The sequence below is a fragment of the Alkalicoccus saliphilus genome (assembly GCF_003044065.1).
GTDB classification, from domain to species: domain Bacteria; phylum Bacillota; class Bacilli; order Bacillales; family Salisediminibacteriaceae; genus Alkalicoccus; species Alkalicoccus saliphilus.
In genome coordinates this window covers 1-17919 of the sequence record NZ_PZJJ01000024.1, presented here as the reverse complement: position 1 = coordinate 17919, position 17919 = coordinate 1, and the positions used below count along the sequence as shown (strand labels likewise).

Here is a 17919-nt window from a genome sequence, read left to right as displayed (position 1 = left end):
TCATCCCTTTAAAGTCTGATACTCTTATAAAATTGGACTATGTTACGGAAGGCCTTTTTTCGTTAGGTTTGTTTTTCTTTCCCGCTATTTTCTGGAAACGATTCGATCGATTCCGACGCATAGGCTTGTTCATATAAGGAGGCAATCGCTATCTCCAGCACATCTCGTTGGGAAACTTTTTTAGAAGATGATTGTTGATAAAGCGTGATTAACTGATCCAGTTTATAACGCGTCATGGGGGTCACCTTTGCCGAAAGATTCGATAACTTGCTGTTCATGGGACAGCTCCTTTAAGTTTATTATTTTTACTGCTTCTCGTTCGCTAAGAAGAGAAAAAAGATCTTGGAACGCCGCTGATTTACCTTCTACTAGTTACATAAAGATTATTCATTATAGTGAATTACCTGATCTTCGTATCGGCCAGCCTTTTTGCTCTGGCTCTCCTTTTTTGTTCCGGACAGGCGAGTAGAAAGCGCTACCGCCCTTTAACGAAAAATATTAGCAAAAAACGAGCCCAAAAGAAAGGTGCCTACGGATGAATATCCATTAAAAATCAGCCACTTGCTTTAAAAAAGGGCTTTTCCTAAAAAATTAATGTGAGAGGAGAGGAAAGCCTTCTTACGGCAAGCTCACGTGAACCATAGCTGTCTATCGAGGGGGGAGATCCCTTGGATCCTAAAAATAAACAGGTTTACTAAGAAGCTATCTAAGGTATAGTACTACCATTCCCCTTAGTATATATTAAGCACCGAAGTTGACTCCATCAGGTCAGCTTTTTGTGTGTTGTAAAGAATATCTCAGGATTACTGGTTCATAAAACAAAGATGGGGGAGAAGGACGTTTCCGGAGAGAATTATTATGACCGAATGACAGCCCAAAAATCTTTATCGATAAAGCACTCGATCGGATGCAGTTAAGAAGAATAGAAGATAGTTTCAGCTCTTCGTAATCATTTATCAAGCAGGAAGCAACCAATTAAAATAAAGAAAGATTACCTCGAATATTAAAAGCCTGGTAACTTATGGAGTGTTTCCCTAGTTACCAGGCTTTCGTTATTTATAAGATTGGCTAATGGATAACAGCTTTTTCTGATAATATTGGATTATGTTAACAGTAAATAAACATAGAAAATTGTAGCTAAAGGGTTAATTTATATTTTTGGAAAGATATACTTTTTTCACCAAGTACACATTCGAGCGGCATAACTTATCAGTATCTATCACGATCTACTTTATGAATTTCTACCTCGATAGTTTCATCGTTATTTACTTCAACGCTCTGTACAGTTATATTGGTTTCCTTGTCATAGTCGTAGCTAATATAAAATGTTATTGGGACTTCTTGTTCAGTCTCAAATTCTTTTTCGCTATATTCATAGAACACATACTCATTATCTTCTGAATCATATGCAGAGCTCGCATAATCTACATACTTCGCATTGCCGTATATTGAGAATTTTGCAGTAGTTGCTAATATTGCACTTTTATTTTCTACATCAATCTCAATAATAAATGGTTCATCTAGTTGGGTATTACTTATCATCGTATCATGTACACTGCCATCTTCGTCGATTAGCATAAATTCTTGTTTTTCAATATCTGCTTCTACTCGCTTCGTAATATTATCTATATTGAACTGATATTTATCAATGATCATATCATGATCATTTTCTATTCTAGTAATATAATCGAATAAACTGTTTAATGCTTCGTGATAAATAAGATATTCTTTATTTTCACAGTATGCTTTCAAATCTTTGTCTCCACTCACTACATGGATGTATTCAAAATCCTCACTGAATTTATTTTCAAATGCCATTATTGAAAAAGCATCTGGAAATTCATGACTTTTTTTATCACTAAAAGGTGGCTCTCCATCGAAATATTTATCAAATACAGCACGAGTATCAACTTTATCTATAGATATAATCTCTATACGTGCCTCAGTTATAAACTGGTGAAAGCGCTGAATTAATTCATCTTTAACCTCATTTAGTTTAAACTCTAGTTCAAAAATTGGATTGTATTCCTCTAAAGCCCTTAAAATTTTTGCATTAGTTTTAAACTCTTTCTGCATTTTTTTTACTTCTACAAAAACCTTCTCATCTATTTTTGATTCTATCTCTCGTTTTGTCACCTCCGGTAAATATACGTTTATTTTTTCTTTATCTACTAATGAAATTATTTCCTTAAATAACCAAGATTGATAATTAAAATTCATTGCTACGAAAACTTGAGTGTCTATAAACACTTTCACTTGACGACCTCCTTTATTCTCTTATTTACTTGCTATCCAAATTAATTTACATACTCAATGCGCCATCCTGCTTCTTGTAAATCTTGTTCATGATTTTTCACTGTTTCTTCATGCACTGCAATACACAACATATGAGAAGGTCTTGTTAAGCCAACATATGACATTTTTAAGTTTTGTAACGTATATTTTTTATTTGTTTGTGCATGATTTCCCTTTAAATAATTTATAATTCTTGCTATATCATATTCGCGAAAAAATGTTTCAAGATATAAAGTTGCTGTATGCGTTTCCCCTTTAACACCATGAATAGAGTCAAATACTATATCTATAGAGTCAGAAGCTCCTTCGAAGGTAAAGATATTACTAGATGTAGTTATAGGAACTTCTTTTGCCTCTTCTTGCCTTTCAAAAAACTCATTTAACAAAGAGAGTCTGCCCCAATTAAAAATTTTATTAAGTTCTATTTCAATAAACTCTTTAACTTCTTCATGTATGTTCTCTCCATTTTGGATGGCAAGACACCAAGCTGCTAATCTTAATAGCAATATTTCATAAATTTCTTGATAATCATTTTGTAGAAATTCCTGAAAAGATTTTGCTGTAAAATACCTCTCGTTATTATCTCGTTCTTCCATTAATCTTAAAGCCTTTAAAATTCCACGTAGAATTGATTGTTTATATATAGATGCTCCTTTATCTCCAATATCTTCTGGTGGAAATTTAATTAAATAGGAACTTAAATAATCGAAATCGATTCTTTGCTTCCAAGCTCTACTAAACCCCTCCCAATAATCTAAAAGCGTATCTGCCTTTTCATGTTCCTTTGTAACCCACCCAATTGCTTTAAAAACAGGATTCGCTTCTTTGTTGAGCTCGTTTATTAAAATCTTTTCACCAAAGTAAGGTATTACGCTATTGATAGTCTCTTTATTAAAAACGATAATAGTTGGCTGGATTTCTCGGATTTCTGAATTCCCTATTAAATCCTGTGGTTCTACACAAATATTTTTTACAATATTTGCTATAGAATGGGAGAATCGTTTACTTTCTGATATTGACATAAAATTATCACTAATTTCCCATGCACCTTCAGCATCATAGTTGTCATAAATAGATTGATTCTTATCTCCAATTCTCTGCATTATAACCGAATCATCAAAGAGTTTATTTAATAATTCATTTTGATGTTTCATAGTATCTTGCATTTCATCAATAAATACATAAGAAAATCTTTGAGAGAAAACTTCTTTAAGTTGAGGATATTTATCTAAGTAGTCATTTGCTAAACAAAAAGCATCATCATAGCATAGAACTCCTAGCTTAAGCATATGCAATTTTAATCTCAACAAATATTTATATGATGGTGAATCTTTATTTGCATAAATTAGACTGCCGTACAATCCTTTAACTATATCTTGCGTTTCCATATCAAATCTCATACTATAAATTAAATTTGGATCCTTTCTTTCTATCCCATAACGGTACCTACGAGGTACTACTTTATAATATTCATTTTTTATTGTTTCATTATAAATTTCATCATCTATTCTAATTGGTCTTTTATTAAACAAATTAACGTAGGCAGGTATAGTTAAGTATTTATTTATAAATTTTTGAATGGTACTACAATTATTTGGATAATCAAATAATTGTGCCCCATTCAATCCTAATTGCGCTTTTATTTCTTTTATAGCTACATTAGTGTGAGTTAATACACATACTCCGCTCTTAGAAGGCAATGGCATCTTAGTCGAAATAATAGCTAATTTAGCTAATAAAGTTGTGGTTTTACCACTTCCAGGGCAAGCTTTAATATCTTTGGTTTCTAAACATTTTATAATATTGGTTCTTTCCTCATCAAATGTGTAACCTTCTGGTAAAAGTAAGCTTTCTGAGTAAGCTACATCTTCTTCGGTTATTTCAATCATGCATATCTTCTCCATCCGTAACGTAGGATATGGCTTTAACTAGATAATCTAAGTTTTGATCTGTCAAAATACGTTCTTTTATTTTAGCTTTTTCTTGTTCCTTCAAAATGACAGCTAGACATTGAGCTGTAATAGATTTAGATATTTGTTTTTCTAACATGAGATGGTAATAAATATAGAAGGCTTTTTCTTCTTCCGAGGTCTCTTCTGCTTCCCATACTTTATACTTTGCTTCAATCTCTTCTTCTACCTCTTTTCTTTTTTCATCAGTTAATACATACTTATCACTATTTTGGATTTTCTTCGCTTGAAGAACTGCTTTATATATTTCTCTCTGCAAACACCCTAATGCCATATCGTATTCTAGAGTCCATTCTGGAGAAATAAACAATTTTACTTTTTGACCTTCTATTCTATTTTTCCTTTCAGTTCTCAATTCATTAACTCTATCTTTTCCTAGATCATATTTTGTTGAAACCCCTTCTTTAACTGACTTATAAATATTTGGTTTAATGTCATTGTCTGTTATACATGATACCGGAATTTCTAAAAAACCCTCCTCTTCGTTAGCTCGTTTAAATACTCTGGAATAGCGTAAAAAAGCCGTGTTTCCAACATTAACTAGTGAAACGCCATATTTAGAAAGAGGTTTGTCAATTATTTCTGCAATAGTAGGTATAAGTAAATTTTCGGCGTCACCTTCAACTAATAATACTCCCTCAGCAAAAAATAAGTTAGCCTTAGTAGAATCAAGAAATCTTTCTAAAAAAAGGTAATCTCCCTTCTCTAGTTCTGTGTATTCAGCTCCCATAGGAAAAACTTTATTATTTTTACAAATAATCAAATTTCGTAAATTAATTTTGGAAGCTAAAACTGAACTATGTGTTGTAAGAATCAATTGGATTTTTGATTTTTCAGCTTCCTCTTGCAAAAAATTAATTAATCTAATCTGTGCTTGCGTATGGATATGGGCTTCAATTTCTTCGATCAACGCTAATTTAAGACCAGAATAACCTTCTCTTTTCAAGAGCAAAAGTTCTACTGCTATAAAAAGTAAGTTTTGAGAGCCTAAACCGGATTTTGCACTCAGTAAACTTAAGCTAAGTTTTTCTAGTATATTTTTTAAATTCATTTCTGAAATACCAAAATTGGATTCTAGATTACTAGTACCTGAAAACTCATATAAATACTTATTTATTTCACCTAGTAGTTTTGCTCCGTTGTCATCTTGTAGAGTTTTGCCTTCTTGATCTAAACCTTCAAAATATTTTTCGATATTTATATTAGCTTCACGCATGATTGAAAAAAGATAATGTTCTCCTTCAATATTCTTGAAAGATTCATGACTATCTAGAATTTGTGATAACCTAGAATTCCTTCGTGGCGCTAGTTCTCTTTCAGCGTCGCGTAGAGGAGTCAAATAGGTCGATCGCAACAAATTTCTAGCTTCCCCATTCAATATTGTGCCGTCATCACCTGGACCAGCTTTAATATCAAAACTAACTTTCCCATCTCGTCTTTTTGCGATCAAGAAAACTTTAAGAAAATATAGAAATTCATCTTCTATTTTCTCCATGCCTAACCACTCTAAAAAGTTTTTAGCTTCGTTGTTATGAAAGCCTCTAAATATGCATTCTATTTTCATATCAGAAGCTCTTTCTCCTTCCTCAGACAAATGAAAATCTTCTTCCTCTAACCTAATGTAATCGTAGCTTTGAGTTAATATGGTATATTTAATCGCATCGATGATCGCCGATTTACCAGAGTCATTTTCTCCTACTAATAAATTGAAACCCGGATTTAATTCTAATGAGATCCCTGGATAAATTTCTTCTTCTTTTTTGATTTCCCCATACTTCCTAAAATTCCATATGTTAAGTTCAGATAAATACATTCAATAACTCTCCCGTCAAATTTAATGTTTATTGTTAAATCTTGAATTTAGCTCTTTAAATTAAGAATGTTATTGATTTTACTTTAATTACCAATCTAATTTTAACATTTAATCAAATTTGAAAGTAATTTATTTAAGTTATAGTTATCTAAGTCCGTTCGCAAAAGTACACCTTCCCGAACGTTGTAAAACAACTTACAAACGACAAAAAGGACGTTCGTAAATCTATCCAAACAATTTACGAACGTCCTTTTATCTCTAAGTGTATTTACGAAAAGGAAAATTTAAGAATTCAAAGTGCTTATATCTCGAAAAAACTTTTAATATACAAAATATGTAGACTTTATACACTTGACATTTTCTGTTTTAATGAGCATAATAAAGTATATATACTTTATTATGTTTAATAAATATTAATAAAAGTTAAAAGTCTTTTAACAAGAGGGATAGTTGTTTCTCCTCTTGCTTTTCTTTGTAAATTAACGTACAATAAAGTATATATACTTTATTGTATGGGGGTTTTAATTTGAAAAAACCTAGTAAAAATCAAATTATGCAATTATATGAAAAAGAAATTATAAAAGAACTAGAACGACAAAACAAAAATGTCTTCACAGAGGAAGACATTAATCGGTTATTAGATGAAAATCGACAAGCTTGGAAGTTACCTGTTTCGACTACTACAGGAGATTTATTGCTATTTTTATACAAATACCATCATATAAAAGATGTCGATATCAAATTCCCCCAACGTACTTATACAAGATATTTATGGGGCCACTTTGATATATTAGAATTAGCTTGTTCTTTAGCGAAAGATAGCTACATTTCACATTATACAGCTGCTTTCCATCACGACCTCACTGATAGCATAGTAAAAACTATTTATGTTAATAAAGAACAAACTAAGAAACAATATGCCAATCCTTCACTAGAGCAACATTCTATTGATCAAGCTTTTCAAAAAGAAACGCGAACCTCGAAAAATGTAGCCATATATGACGGTAGAAGAATTTATTTATTAAATGGAAAGCATACAAATAAATTAGGTGTCCAAAGTAAAGACACTTTTCAAATAACAAATGTCGAACGGACATTAATCGATATTGCCGTTCGTCCTAACTACTCGGGTGGTATTCAAGAGGTATTAAATATTTATAAAAATTCTATAGGTAGTGTTTCTGTAAATAAAATATATTCATATTTAAAAAAATTAAATTTTATTTATCCTTATCACCAATCTATTGGTTTTTTGCTTGAAAAAGCCGGTTATAAGGAATCATCTCTTCAACTTTTGGAGAAGTTCCCTCAAAAATTCGACTTTTATTTGTCTCATAATATGAAGAATTTGTCATATTCTAAACGATGGAAGTTATATTACCCTCGTGATTTATCATAATTCCCATAAAATCCTTAGCTGTTTCACCTTTTCTACGACAAATTGATAATAAAATTGAAAAGGAAAAATTTCGCCTTTAACTGTATCGCGCAAATCATTATATTGTTGCTCATGAAACTGTTTGACTTCTTCTCTAGAAATGTTTCCTAACAAATATAGAGGCACGTTTTTAATTTTGAAAAATTCTTTAATCATCGCTTGATTTTCACTTTCGTTAAAGTCAAGCGATGGATCTAATTGATTAATAACCATATAGATATCGTAAAAATCTCTAGGACGTGGAGAACGACTAGTTCGGTTAGCAACAGCGTATTCTTCCATTTGTTGGCATATAGCTCGTAATTTTTCAAAAACGATCATCCGAGGAGAATAAATACGAATGATAAAGTCATGAAAATCGGTCGTTTCGCTGGGTGAAACGAATTCGTATTTGCTAATATCAACTTTAATAATTTTTTTTCCTCCAGAGACTGGAAGTGATTCTCTTCTTAATTTATCAATATTTTCTTGGCCAATTTTTTTAAAATTATCATGCTCAATAACTTTAAAAACAACACGGTATCCCCCCCAAGCGGCCGTCTGTTCAGGATCTTTATTTCGAGGTTGTTCTTCAAGTTTCATATCAAATATTTTATACCCGTTTTCTAGAAAGGTCTCGTCTAAACTCCTGTTTAATTTCTCCTCTATTTCTTCTATAGAGAAACCAAAATCTTTAAAATCTTTTTCCATTGAAACATCAATATCAATAGAAGCTCTCGAATTCATTTTATAAGCTAGTTCTAAAGCATTCCCGCCTTTTAAGACAAGAATATCCATCAAGTCGTCATCACTAAAAAGAGAAATGATAGTTAAATTTCTTAATTCTTCCATAAATTCATTATATTGCATATTAATAATCACCACCAAATTTATGCTATATTGTAATTTTTTCTTTTATATAATCTTTCATGGCTTTCCTAGCTATACCTTAGTAGTTCCCTACTTAATTAGATGCTAATAGGACCCGTCAACAATTTTATATATGTTCACATTAAAGAAATAGATATTCTAACAATATCAAAATATGCCCACATACGCTTTGAGGGGATAGCCCGCAATGAGCTGTACACTTTTTGGCCACCTTATGTTTTGAGGCCATATTATAGAAGAAACTCGTCTATATTGGTTATCTATTCGATACTTCAAACTCATTGGAGAAGAGGTCATGGCAGAGGTGGTTTTAAATAAAAACCATCAGATCATCGGATGATAGCGTTAACTATGTGGGGGTAGTAAAGGTAAAAGTAGATAAAGTCCTAAATTTTTTATACCTCAGTTTTTCTTTCCCTCTTAATTTGTCTATATAATGTAGCAGCCGAAACTCCTGTAGCTTCCTCTATCTCTCTCACGCTCATTCTTTGAGAATGATAAAGTGCCAGTGCCTGATTTAGCTTCTGCTGGTTTACTTTTGGTCGTCCCCCCTTTCTTCCTCTTGCACGTGCAGCCTTTAATCCTGCCATCGTTCGTTCGCGAATAATATCCCTTTCAAATTCAGCGAGAACCGACAACATTCCAAACATTGCTTTTCCCGCAGCTGTACCTGTATCAATATTATCCTGGATGCTGACAAACTCCACGTCTTTTTCTCGAAGTAGTTCGGCAATCTCTATTAATCGCTTTGTTGACCTAGCTAATCGATCTAATTTATAAACAACAAACTTATCACCAGCCCGTGACATTTTGATTGCTTGCGCCAATTCCGGACGATCGTCTTTCGCCCCCGATAATTTTTCTTGAAATATTTCCTCGCATCCAAATTCTTTTAATGCATCTAATTGCAAATCCAACGATTGATCAATTGTACTGACTCGGGCATATCCGATAATCATAAAATCATCTACTTTCAGTTAAGTTATTAGTTTTATTATATCAAAAACATCCATTTATGATATATAGATTTTGAAATAAGTTTTGATATAATAAATCCATAAAAAAGAATAAGATTTTCATCTTCTTCTCAGCAATATCAAAAACCATCGTTTTTGATAGGGAACTAATTATATTTTCTATGGAGCTCGTTTTGAGAAACAATTTATTTAAGATATTATTTTTATAAAAATAAAGCTGGAGTTATGAAAGAGGCATTTGTAACTGTCAAGTGTAAGTGGACAGATATTGCTCTGTAATATTCTTTTACTCCGGGTATTTCTTTTGTATTTTCTTGAAATCTCCTCTCTCCTTTATTAACCTACATCTATCTATATATCTTTTTTCGGTTTTCAAAAAGTATGTGAACTGCCAGTTCCTAAAACTAACATTTTTTACTTTTTCACCTTAGTAGCTTTCATTTCTAATGTATACTTAGGTTAATTCTATACAATTTAATTTATACAAATGATGTGAAGTTAGAGGTATATAGCGTCTTCAATAAACTTTGTATTCTAAGAAGGTTTATAAAAAGAGATCGGAGTGAAAAAATGGAATTTATAATCGGATTTCTTATTCTGTTATTTATTGTCTTGACTATCCTCTTATTTTATAAAAGAAATACATTTCTAGCTAAAAAGCAGAGTCTCTCTGCTAAGCCTAATCATATCTCTAATGACACGTACTTATCAGAAGAACAAATACCCTGGGAAGTTTCAGCTATAAATAAGAATGAAATCCAAACATTTAATCAACAGACACCTGTCGTATTAACAAATCAACTGAAGAATCACGTTGAAGAGATTATTAAAATTACGCCAGCTGCTTCTGATCTCGTTCGAACAGAAAAAAAGGTTATTATTAAATTCAAAAAAGAAGTCATGGATAAACTTAATAATGGAGAGCTCACAATCGCGAGAAAAAAGGGTTCAATCGATGAATTTAGGACGATTGCTGTTGATAATAAAGGGAAAATTAGGGCGCACGGATGGGCAGAAAGTAAAAATATTAAAAAAATAAATCCAACACAGCTAGCAAACGTGGCTTTTGGCGTTATGACTATCGTGACATCCCAAGAACACCTAGATAAAATAAACAAGCAATTAAACCTTATGGATAAAAAAATTGATTCACTACTTCGCAAATATACTAATGATAAATTAGGATTTATAAATGGAAATATACGTTATCTAAAATCTATTTTGCCGAGTATTGTTGCACAGGATCATCTGTCAAACGCGTATCTCATAAAAATAGAAGATATTTCTTCTGAAGCATACACTCAACTGGAATCAGTGTTTATAGAATTGAACACACTAATAAACGAGATTTCGAATTTCAAAAATACTAAATTTAAAATAGATGAAAACATCGAGGGTGTTAAAGATCTTTATCTTACCTTTGAAGAGCAATTACTGATTGGTTATGGCAGTCTAGAGTTAATTTCAGTTTGTTTGAAACTAGTGAATGATTCTAATAGCCACAATGAGGTGAGCCGCAACAAATTATCAGATATCGAGGATTTTTATATTAAATTAGATGAATTAAATTCCAATTTTGAATCTTTAATTTCTAAAAAGACCTTAGAACTTGATGCAACTTTCAGAAGACAGAAAACGATCCAAATAAAAAAGGAAGCAATTACCGAACAATATTTATACCACCGTGAAATAATAGAATCACACCAATCTACTAACCAACAGCACATTAATCAATTAAAAATGGTTAACTCCATTCCTTTAGATGAACCGCTAGATTTACAAATCGAATATGATAAGAACAATAATCTAATTGCTGCATATAGGAATTAAACAAAATTTCATCCAATAATATTAGTTATTAAAGAGTGCTTCGAAAAGAAGATGTGCTCTATATTCATTCCTTGGATCGTTTTGGAAGGAACAAAGAGGAAATTTTAGGGGAATAGAATGAAATTACTAAAGAGATTCAGGCGGACATTGTTGTTCTCGATATGCCTTTATTAGATACTACCGAATATAAGGATAGTATGGGACATTTATTGCGGATCTGGTCTTGCAGATTCTTTCCTGGGTCGCCCAAGATGAACGAGATCGTAAGCGTCAGCGAAAAGGAATCGATGCTGCATTACAGAATGGCAAGCCTTATGGAAGGCCTAAAATGGAAGAAGCGAATATAAAGAAAACTACTTTCTACAAGCTTCTTAAAAATGTAGAAGACTCCAGCAAAACTCCATGAAAGATTATGATCTTATAAAATAAATGAAGAGGTGACGTAAATGACGGTATGGCTTTTTCGTGCAGGAAAGCAAGGAGAGTATGAGAATAAATTTTTAGAGGATGAAAGAATATATTTAACTTGGGAAAACCTTCCCATTGATCTTAAACAAATCGAATCAAAAGAGGCTCTTTATAAAACCCTCATCCACCATTACGATTTACAAAAAGAAAAAACAGCTCTTAACTTCGCTTCTCAAATATGGCCATTTGCTCATGCAATGGAACTTGAAGATACGATAATTCTTCCTTCAAAAATAAACCGGACTATACATATTGGGAAAATTAAAGGGGATTACGTTTACGACAAATCCTTAGGAAACCCTTATTATCATCATAGAAAAGTAGAATGGATCAAAAAAGATCTTCCCCGAGATCGATTTGACCAAGATATTCTCTATTCTCTAGGGGCATTCATGACGGTATGTCGCATTACTCGAAATAATGCTGAAAAGAGAATAATAGCAATGCAGGCCAACAATTGGAAAGTCCCTAATAACAAAAATGTAGTAGATCGTGTAGAAGAAAATGAGGAAACAGTAGAAGTGAATTTAGATGAATATGTTTACGATCAAATATCTGAAAGAATTATTCAACGCTTCCAGGGCTCTAGGATGGAAAATTTGATAGAAGAGATTCTTAGAGCTAAAGGGTTTACTACGTACCGAAGTCCTGAAGGTCGTGATAATGGGGTAGATGTGCTAGCCAGTTTTGGAAGTATGGGCTTTGGTGGAACCAAGATCTGCGTACAAGTGAAATCTTCTGATCAACCTTTGGATCGAACGGTATTGGATCAACTGATTGGAACAATGAGTAACTATGGGGCAGATTATGGATTGCTCGTTTCGTGGAGTGGATTTAAATCCTCTATTAATCGTGAAATTCCAAAACAATTTTTTAGGGTACGTCTATGGGATTCAAAAAAAGTGATTCAAGAAATATTTGAAAACTATGAGAATCTAAGTAGAGAGTTTAAAAAAGATATTCCGATTAAACAGGTTTGGATGTTAGATAACGATGAGAATTAAAACATTTTAATAGCTTTATAAGGACCAAATTCACATACAAATAAAAATAATTAGCACCTCTTGTAGAAAAGCACCTGCTGATACTTTAGCAGGTGCAAACCGGAGCAATTAAGCTTATGCTGATATTAAATGGTCATATTTAAATTCATAAATTATACTGTTGTTATTACTTTTAGTTTACAGTGCTAGTTTTTATTTATTTCTCTCCAAAAATTCTAGAAATAATTTTACGTTTTATTAATATTTGTTCAGCTAATTGTTTTCTTGAAAGTTCCCTCATACGTTCTTTAAATCCAACTACAGTTATGGTTCCAATAATATTATTTTCAAAGTTCAATATAGGTATAGCTAAAGAAGAAATAGAGGGCGCAATAGCTTCTTCTGCAAAAGAAATTTTCTCATTTCTAATCATCTCAAATTCTTTTTCTAATGTAAGAGCTTTTTCTTCTTCTAGCTCTTCCAATTGCTTTTTTGTCCACGTTTCAATTTCTCCCGAAGCAAACGCCCCAAACACTTTACCCGTAGCTGAATATACAGGCATTAGGCTTCCAATTTCTGCGCCTATATTAAATATATGCGAGCCATGGACTATTTTTAAGATCATAGGGCCGCCGACTGTCCACTTAGAAAAAATCACTGTTTCGTTAAACTCCACTTTTATTTCTTCCAAATAAGGAGTGATCTGCTCTATTACATTGTCGTTGTTCGTAGCATTCATTCCAAACTCCACCATCTTTGGCCCAAGAGAATACCTTCCTGTGTGGTAGCTTTTATAAAGCATCCCAAGCTCTATCAATGTATTCAAATACTTATAAAGGTTGCTTTTTGTAATGCCTGTTTCTTCAAGGATTTCAGAAAATTTCATCGGTCTTCTATAATCGTTCACTACTTGAAGGATCGACATCCCTACCTGCAGTGACTGAATGACCGGCTTTTTCTTTTCAGTAGTCTCATTCACTTTTAAACACCTCCTTATTCTATTTTAAAAAGAAATAACTTTAATAAATAAACATATGATAAATTCATTATTCATTATGACAAACATACGATTTAATGTACATTTTCGCGTTATACAAAGAGCCCATGATAACATTTAAAGCACACGGCTCTAAACGAATTCCTTATCATGGGCTGAATATATTTCTTTTTATTTCCATTTACTAACCATAAATTGTCCTTATTATTCTTCATTTAAAAGATGTATTAAATGTTTCTTATTAAACTTGCTGAAAGCAGTAGAGTTTCAAACAGTCGTGATAGTATATCAATTCTTGGCAGAATCTGCACTTTGTTTAAGCAAGAAAGATATTAACGGTAGGCGTTAAACTCTCCTGTCACTTTCTGATGGCCGTTGTTTTCCTCGTACACTTCTTCCTTTTCCAACTCAAACCGATCCATAATTGGAATATCGTTGACCGAGAACAGGTAGGAATCTTCTTCTGCAAAGTGTTCGTGCCATGCCCAGTTCGGCACCACGAAGTAATCTCCCTGCTTCCAGTCAAAACGGGTGCCGTTAATGACGGTATATCCGGTTCCACGGTGCACACAGTAGATCACCGAATGAGTATGTCGGTGGGCTTTTGTATGGAATTTAGCCGGCAGATGCGTCATGCGGGAGCCCATCGTCGGATTGGCTGTCTTCCCGGTAGACGGATTAATATATTCGATCGCAAAGGCGTTATACGGATCCGGATCGAATTCCTGCAGGCCTTTGATCGCTGCGGTCGTGCCGGACCATTTGTAGTTAGCCAGTGGTGCAATCGAATATTTCCCATCGCCCACCGGACGCACCATGCCGCCCCGGTACCGGATCTCGGAAAAGTTATCCGGCACTTCCGGCTGTTGGAGTCCGTCTTCATATGGCTCGAAGAACGTACCTCCAAGAGAATAAATCGTTGGAATATCAAGGGCGTCCATCCATACCATCGGCTTATCGCCTTCGTGGCCGTGCCCGTGCCAGAGATTTTTCGGAGTGATGAGAAAATCGCCTTCTTCCATGAAGATCCGCTGGCCCTGAACGATCGTATAAGCGCCTTCCCCTTTCGTAATAAAACGCATGGCACTTTGAGAGTGCCGGTGGGATGGAGCCTGTTCTCCCGGCTGCAGAAGCTGAACCGCGGCGTACAGCGTCTGTGTTGTAGAGACCTGGCCCCACGGTTTCCGGTACGTCAGTCCCGGATTCTGAAAGTAAATGGCCCGGCGTTCCCCGCCTCGTTCAGGGGTGAAGATTTCTGCCGCCTCGGAGAGCTTTTTGTCCATCAGTTCCCCACTCCAGAGATATGCTTCCGCATGGGGCTTTGGGGTTTTGTTCATGACTTCCGGGATCGCTTCCCAGAGGGGTCCGAGGTTATACTGCTGGATATCCTTGGTGAAATCCTTGACGATATCACTTTTAAAAAAATCGTTTTTCTCTGCCATCGTTAAAACTTCCTTTCTTTTAAACTATTAAAAAACCAATATTTTTGTAGTTACATGTCTGAGCGTCGAATAATTGCTTGAAGCTCCGTATGTTCATAGATTGCTTCCATCCCATGACTTCTTCCAATTCCACTTTGCTTAAACCCTCCGAAAGGCATGTTAGCAGCCGAAGCTCCTACCCTATGAGTATTAATGAAGACACTTCCTGATTGTAAGTGACTAGCAAACTCAAAGGCTTTTTCTTCATTAGGCGACCATACAGAATTTGCCAAACCAAATTCTGTATTATTAACTAATTCAAGTGCTTCTTCTTCTGTTGAATATTTTACAACTGGGAGGATCGGCCCAAATTGCTCTTCTTGAACAATTGGATCTGTATTACTCACGTTTGTTACAAGCATAGGTAATAAAAAGTAGCCTCTTTCCGGTTTTATAGAAGAACTATAGGTACCTAATTCCTTAATCTCACTACCTCTTTTTTTGGTTTTCTCTAATAACCTTAAGATACTGTCATATTGAGGTTTATTATTGATAGGCCCCATGTCTACATCGGGATCCAATCCCGATCCTACTTTAAAATTTTCCATTGCTTCAGTAAATTTTTTTATAAAGAGCTCATAATTTTCTGAGGGCACATAAACTCTTTTAATTGAATAACATATTTGTCCGCAAGCTGTAAAAGTTGCTTTTATACAGTCTTCTATTAATTTGTCTGTAATTGGCTGATCCTTCAAGAAAACTGCTGCATCATTTCCTCCAAGTTCCATGCTTAACTTTTTTATAGTATTAGAAGCTCCTTTCATAATAGTTCTCCCTGTTTCTGTACTTCCTGTAAAGGCTATCTTCCTAACTCTCGGATGCTCTGTCATTTCTTTCCCAATAGTTGAACCTGAACCCAGTACAATATTAAGAACCCCTTTTGGTAACTGTTCAGCAAAATGAGTAAGAATTTTTGTTAGAGTCATTGGAGCAAATGATGGAGGTTTGATAACTACCGTATTTCCAGCCAAAATAGAAGGTGCAAGCATAAGAAATGATAAAATAATTGGAAAATTCCAGGGAACGATGACAGAAACGACGCCGACCGGTTGTCTTTTTAACACCATTTTTCCTTGTTCATTTTCAACTACTTCTTCATCTAACGCATGGTTTAAACTAGCATAATAACGTAATACACCCACAGCTGCTTTTAAATCCATTGAGGATTCTTCTAAAGTTTTTCCATGTTCTAAAACTAAAAGCTCACTTAAAGAAGAAAGATTACTTTCTATATAATTCGCTACTTCACTCAGATAAGCTAGACGTTTTTCGATAGGAACTTCTTTCCACGTTTTCCACGCTTCTTCTGCAGCTTCAATACTTTGTTTCACATGTGAAACTTCTCCCGTAGAGATTTTCCCCACCCGCTCATCAATATTAGCTGGATTATAGAGGTCAAGAATTTGATTTGTGGACACTTTCTTTCCATTAATAAAGACCCCATCTAATTTTTCCATCACAGGATAATTGTTCAAAGCATTACCTCCTAATATAAATTTGAATGATAAAACTTACTACTGAGCAAATCATAGCAAGTAGTTCCTGTTATTTATTAATCAACCTTTATCGGGTTAAAAACACTTTGAATAATTTGATGACCATCATTTTCTTTAAAGTTTTCTTCTACCTCAAAATCAAACGCTTCCATAATTGGCAAATCATTAGTAGAGAATAGAAAAGCTTCTTTAGAGCTAGAAGTATTGATGTGTTCGTGCCATGCCCATGTAGGTACTACAAAAAAATCTCCCTCGGCCCAATCAAAACGCTCTCCATCAATAACGGAGTATCCTTCACCTTTGAAAACATGATAAATAGTACTGTGTACATGACGATGGGCTTTACCTTTGAAACCTGGAGCTAAACATTGCATTCGCGAACCGATACGATCGTTAGCATCTTTTCCTGTTGAAGGATTAATATACTCTATTGCGTATCCATCAATTGGATTGGGATCGAGCTCCATCAAACCCTCTATACCATCTTTAGCCATTTTCCAAGTGTATCTTCCTAAAGGAGCTATTTTTTCTTTGCGATCATCAATAGGTCGGACCATCCCGCCATTATATCTTTTCAAGCTGAAATTATCTTCGACTAATAAGTCTTGTTGTTTTTTCTCATGAAATTCTGTAAAACAGGTAGATAGAAAGTTTGTAAAAGGAACGTCCAAACAGTCCATCCAAATTACTTCTTCATCATTAATATTAGTATGGTCATGCCACGTCCACGTAGGAGTAATAAGAAAGTCACCTGGTTCGAATGTGATTTTTTCACCATTCACCCTTCCTTCCCCTCCATGACCATTTATTATAAAACGTAAAGCAGTAGTAGTATGACGATGAGCAGGAGCAATTTCCCCAGGTTTCACCGCTTGTACTGCAGCGTAAAGAGTTTGAGTAGCCCCACCCCATCCAACTGGTTCAAGATCTTTCATACCTGGATTAATAAGAAACACTGCCCTACGGTCAGCGCCTTCTCCAACTTCAAGCAACTCTTCCGCTTCCTTTAAACGTTTACGTATTAATTCCTTTTTCCATAAGTAAGCTATAGGTTTTGATTTTGGTTCAATTGTATTAAGTTGATGAATTGAAGACCAAAGAGGCCCCATATTTTCTTCTTGAAGGTTTTGATGTAGTTCTTCTAAATTTTTACTATCTCGAGTTTTCATATAACTCCCTCCTCGTATAGTATGTTTAAGTCCCTTTGGAACTTATCAATTTCTCTTGCTTTCTTCTCAAGGATACTTTCCTCTTGGACACCTCGAGATATTTCTAGATAATGGTCTTAGGATCATTTGGGA

The 17919-nt window shown here is 34.1% G+C and carries 13 protein-coding genes and 1 pseudogene; 4 read left to right on the top strand and 10 right to left on the bottom strand.

Going from position 1 to position 17919, the window contains the following annotated elements:
* Positions 1 to 62: 62 nt before the first annotated feature.
* The 4 genes from C6Y45_RS12955 to C6Y45_RS12940 form a co-directional block, all read right to left on the bottom strand.
* The gene (locus C6Y45_RS12955) at positions 63 to 278 is read right to left on the bottom strand and encodes a hypothetical protein (RefSeq protein ID WP_107585655.1); all 216 of its coding nucleotides are present in this window, start codon (positions 276 to 278) and stop codon (positions 63 to 65) included.
* 931 nt (positions 279 to 1209) lie between these two features.
* A complete protein-coding gene (locus C6Y45_RS12950; RefSeq protein WP_107585654.1) occupies positions 1210 to 2256 on the bottom strand; it encodes a PIN domain-containing protein in 1047 nt (348 codons plus the stop codon).
* 41 nt (positions 2257 to 2297) lie between these two features.
* A complete protein-coding gene (locus C6Y45_RS12945; protein WP_160058366.1) occupies positions 2298 to 4184 on the bottom strand; it encodes a UvrD-helicase domain-containing protein in 1887 nt (628 codons plus the stop codon).
* Positions 4177 to 6078, bottom strand: a complete 1902-nt coding sequence (locus C6Y45_RS12940) for an ATP-dependent nuclease (protein WP_107585652.1) — start codon at positions 6076 to 6078, stop codon at positions 4177 to 4179. The genes C6Y45_RS12945 and C6Y45_RS12940 overlap by 8 nt, the downstream gene beginning before the upstream one ends.
* A gap of 526 nt (positions 6079 to 6604) precedes the next feature.
* Here C6Y45_RS12940 and C6Y45_RS12935 point away from each other — a divergent pair.
* Complete coding sequence (locus tag C6Y45_RS12935; protein WP_107585651.1) at positions 6605 to 7477, top strand: type IV toxin-antitoxin system AbiEi family antitoxin domain-containing protein; 873 nt, start codon at positions 6605 to 6607, stop codon at positions 7475 to 7477.
* On the opposite strand, the gene C6Y45_RS12930 is transcribed toward C6Y45_RS12935, so the two are convergent.
* Both C6Y45_RS12930 and C6Y45_RS12925 read right to left on the bottom strand, forming a co-directional pair.
* Positions 7472 to 8365 carry a nucleotidyl transferase AbiEii/AbiGii toxin family protein gene (locus C6Y45_RS12930; protein WP_107585650.1) on the bottom strand — a complete coding sequence of 298 codons (894 nt, stop codon included), beginning with the start codon at positions 8363 to 8365 and terminating at the stop codon, positions 7472 to 7474. The genes C6Y45_RS12935 and C6Y45_RS12930 overlap by 6 nt on opposite strands.
* A 416-nt stretch (positions 8366 to 8781) precedes the next feature.
* On the bottom strand, positions 8782 to 9345 hold the full coding sequence (locus tag C6Y45_RS12925) for a recombinase family protein (protein WP_107585649.1): 564 nt from the start codon (positions 9343 to 9345) through the stop codon (positions 8782 to 8784).
* 588 nt (positions 9346 to 9933) lie between these two features.
* Here C6Y45_RS12925 and C6Y45_RS12920 point away from each other — a divergent pair.
* The 3 genes and pseudogenes from C6Y45_RS12920 to C6Y45_RS12910 all read left to right on the top strand — a co-directional run bounded on the left by C6Y45_RS12920 (position 9934) and on the right by C6Y45_RS12910 (position 12665).
* Positions 9934 to 11193 (top strand): hypothetical protein, encoded by a 1260-nt coding sequence (locus tag C6Y45_RS12920; protein WP_107585648.1) that lies wholly within the window; start codon positions 9934 to 9936, stop codon positions 11191 to 11193.
* Positions 11194 to 11225: 32 nt separating this feature from the next.
* Positions 11226 to 11599, top strand: a pseudogene (locus C6Y45_RS17970) (recombinase family protein); the annotation flags it as partial.
* Between the two features lie 40 nt (positions 11600 to 11639).
* A complete protein-coding gene (locus C6Y45_RS12910; protein WP_107585647.1) occupies positions 11640 to 12665 on the top strand; it encodes a restriction endonuclease in 1026 nt (341 codons plus the stop codon).
* A 196-nt stretch (positions 12666 to 12861) separates the two neighbouring features.
* Here the strand turns inward: C6Y45_RS12910 and C6Y45_RS12905 are convergent, their stop codons facing one another.
* The 4 genes from C6Y45_RS12905 to C6Y45_RS12890 form a co-directional block, all read right to left on the bottom strand.
* A complete protein-coding gene (locus C6Y45_RS12905; RefSeq protein ID WP_107585646.1) occupies positions 12862 to 13623 on the bottom strand; it encodes an IclR family transcriptional regulator in 762 nt (253 codons plus the stop codon).
* Positions 13624 to 13973: 350 nt separating this feature from the next.
* The gene (locus tag C6Y45_RS12900) at positions 13974 to 15083 is read right to left on the bottom strand and encodes a cupin domain-containing protein (RefSeq protein ID WP_107585645.1); all 1110 of its coding nucleotides are present in this window, start codon (positions 15081 to 15083) and stop codon (positions 13974 to 13976) included.
* Positions 15084 to 15133: 50 nt separating this feature from the next.
* Entirely contained in the window at positions 15134 to 16597 is a 1464-nt protein-coding gene (locus C6Y45_RS12895; protein ID WP_107585644.1) for an aldehyde dehydrogenase family protein, read from the bottom strand.
* 77 nt (positions 16598 to 16674) lie between these two features.
* On the bottom strand, positions 16675 to 17787 hold the full coding sequence (locus C6Y45_RS12890; protein ID WP_107585643.1) for a cupin domain-containing protein: 1113 nt from the start codon (positions 17785 to 17787) through the stop codon (positions 16675 to 16677).
* Positions 17788 to 17919: the final 132 nt, after the last annotated feature.

What these genes read in the sequence shown, in the direction of transcription:
- C6Y45_RS12925 (WP_107585649.1), bottom strand. Translation starts at nt 9,345, where the DNA reads ATGATTATCGGATATGCCCGAGTCAGTACAATTGATCAATCGTTGGAT.
- C6Y45_RS12945 (WP_160058366.1), bottom strand. Translation starts at nt 4,184, where the DNA reads ATGATTGAAATAACCGAAGAAGATGTAGCTTACTCAGAAAGCTTACTT.
- C6Y45_RS12955 (WP_107585655.1), bottom strand. Translation starts at nt 278, where the DNA reads ATGAACAGCAAGTTATCGAATCTTTCGGCAAAGGTGACCCCCATGACG.
- C6Y45_RS12920 (WP_107585648.1), top strand. Translation starts at nt 9,934, where the DNA reads ATGGAATTTATAATCGGATTTCTTATTCTGTTATTTATTGTCTTGACT.
- C6Y45_RS12940 (WP_107585652.1), bottom strand. Translation starts at nt 6,078, where the DNA reads ATGTATTTATCTGAACTTAACATATGGAATTTTAGGAAGTATGGGGAA.
- C6Y45_RS12900 (WP_107585645.1), bottom strand. Translation starts at nt 15,083, where the DNA reads ATGGCAGAGAAAAACGATTTTTTTAAAAGTGATATCGTCAAGGATTTC.
- C6Y45_RS12890 (WP_107585643.1), bottom strand. Translation starts at nt 17,787, where the DNA reads ATGAAAACTCGAGATAGTAAAAATTTAGAAGAACTACATCAAAACCTT.
- C6Y45_RS12930 (WP_107585650.1), bottom strand. Translation starts at nt 8,365, where the DNA reads ATGCAATATAATGAATTTATGGAAGAATTAAGAAATTTAACTATCATT.
- C6Y45_RS12910 (WP_107585647.1), top strand. Translation starts at nt 11,640, where the DNA reads ATGACGGTATGGCTTTTTCGTGCAGGAAAGCAAGGAGAGTATGAGAAT.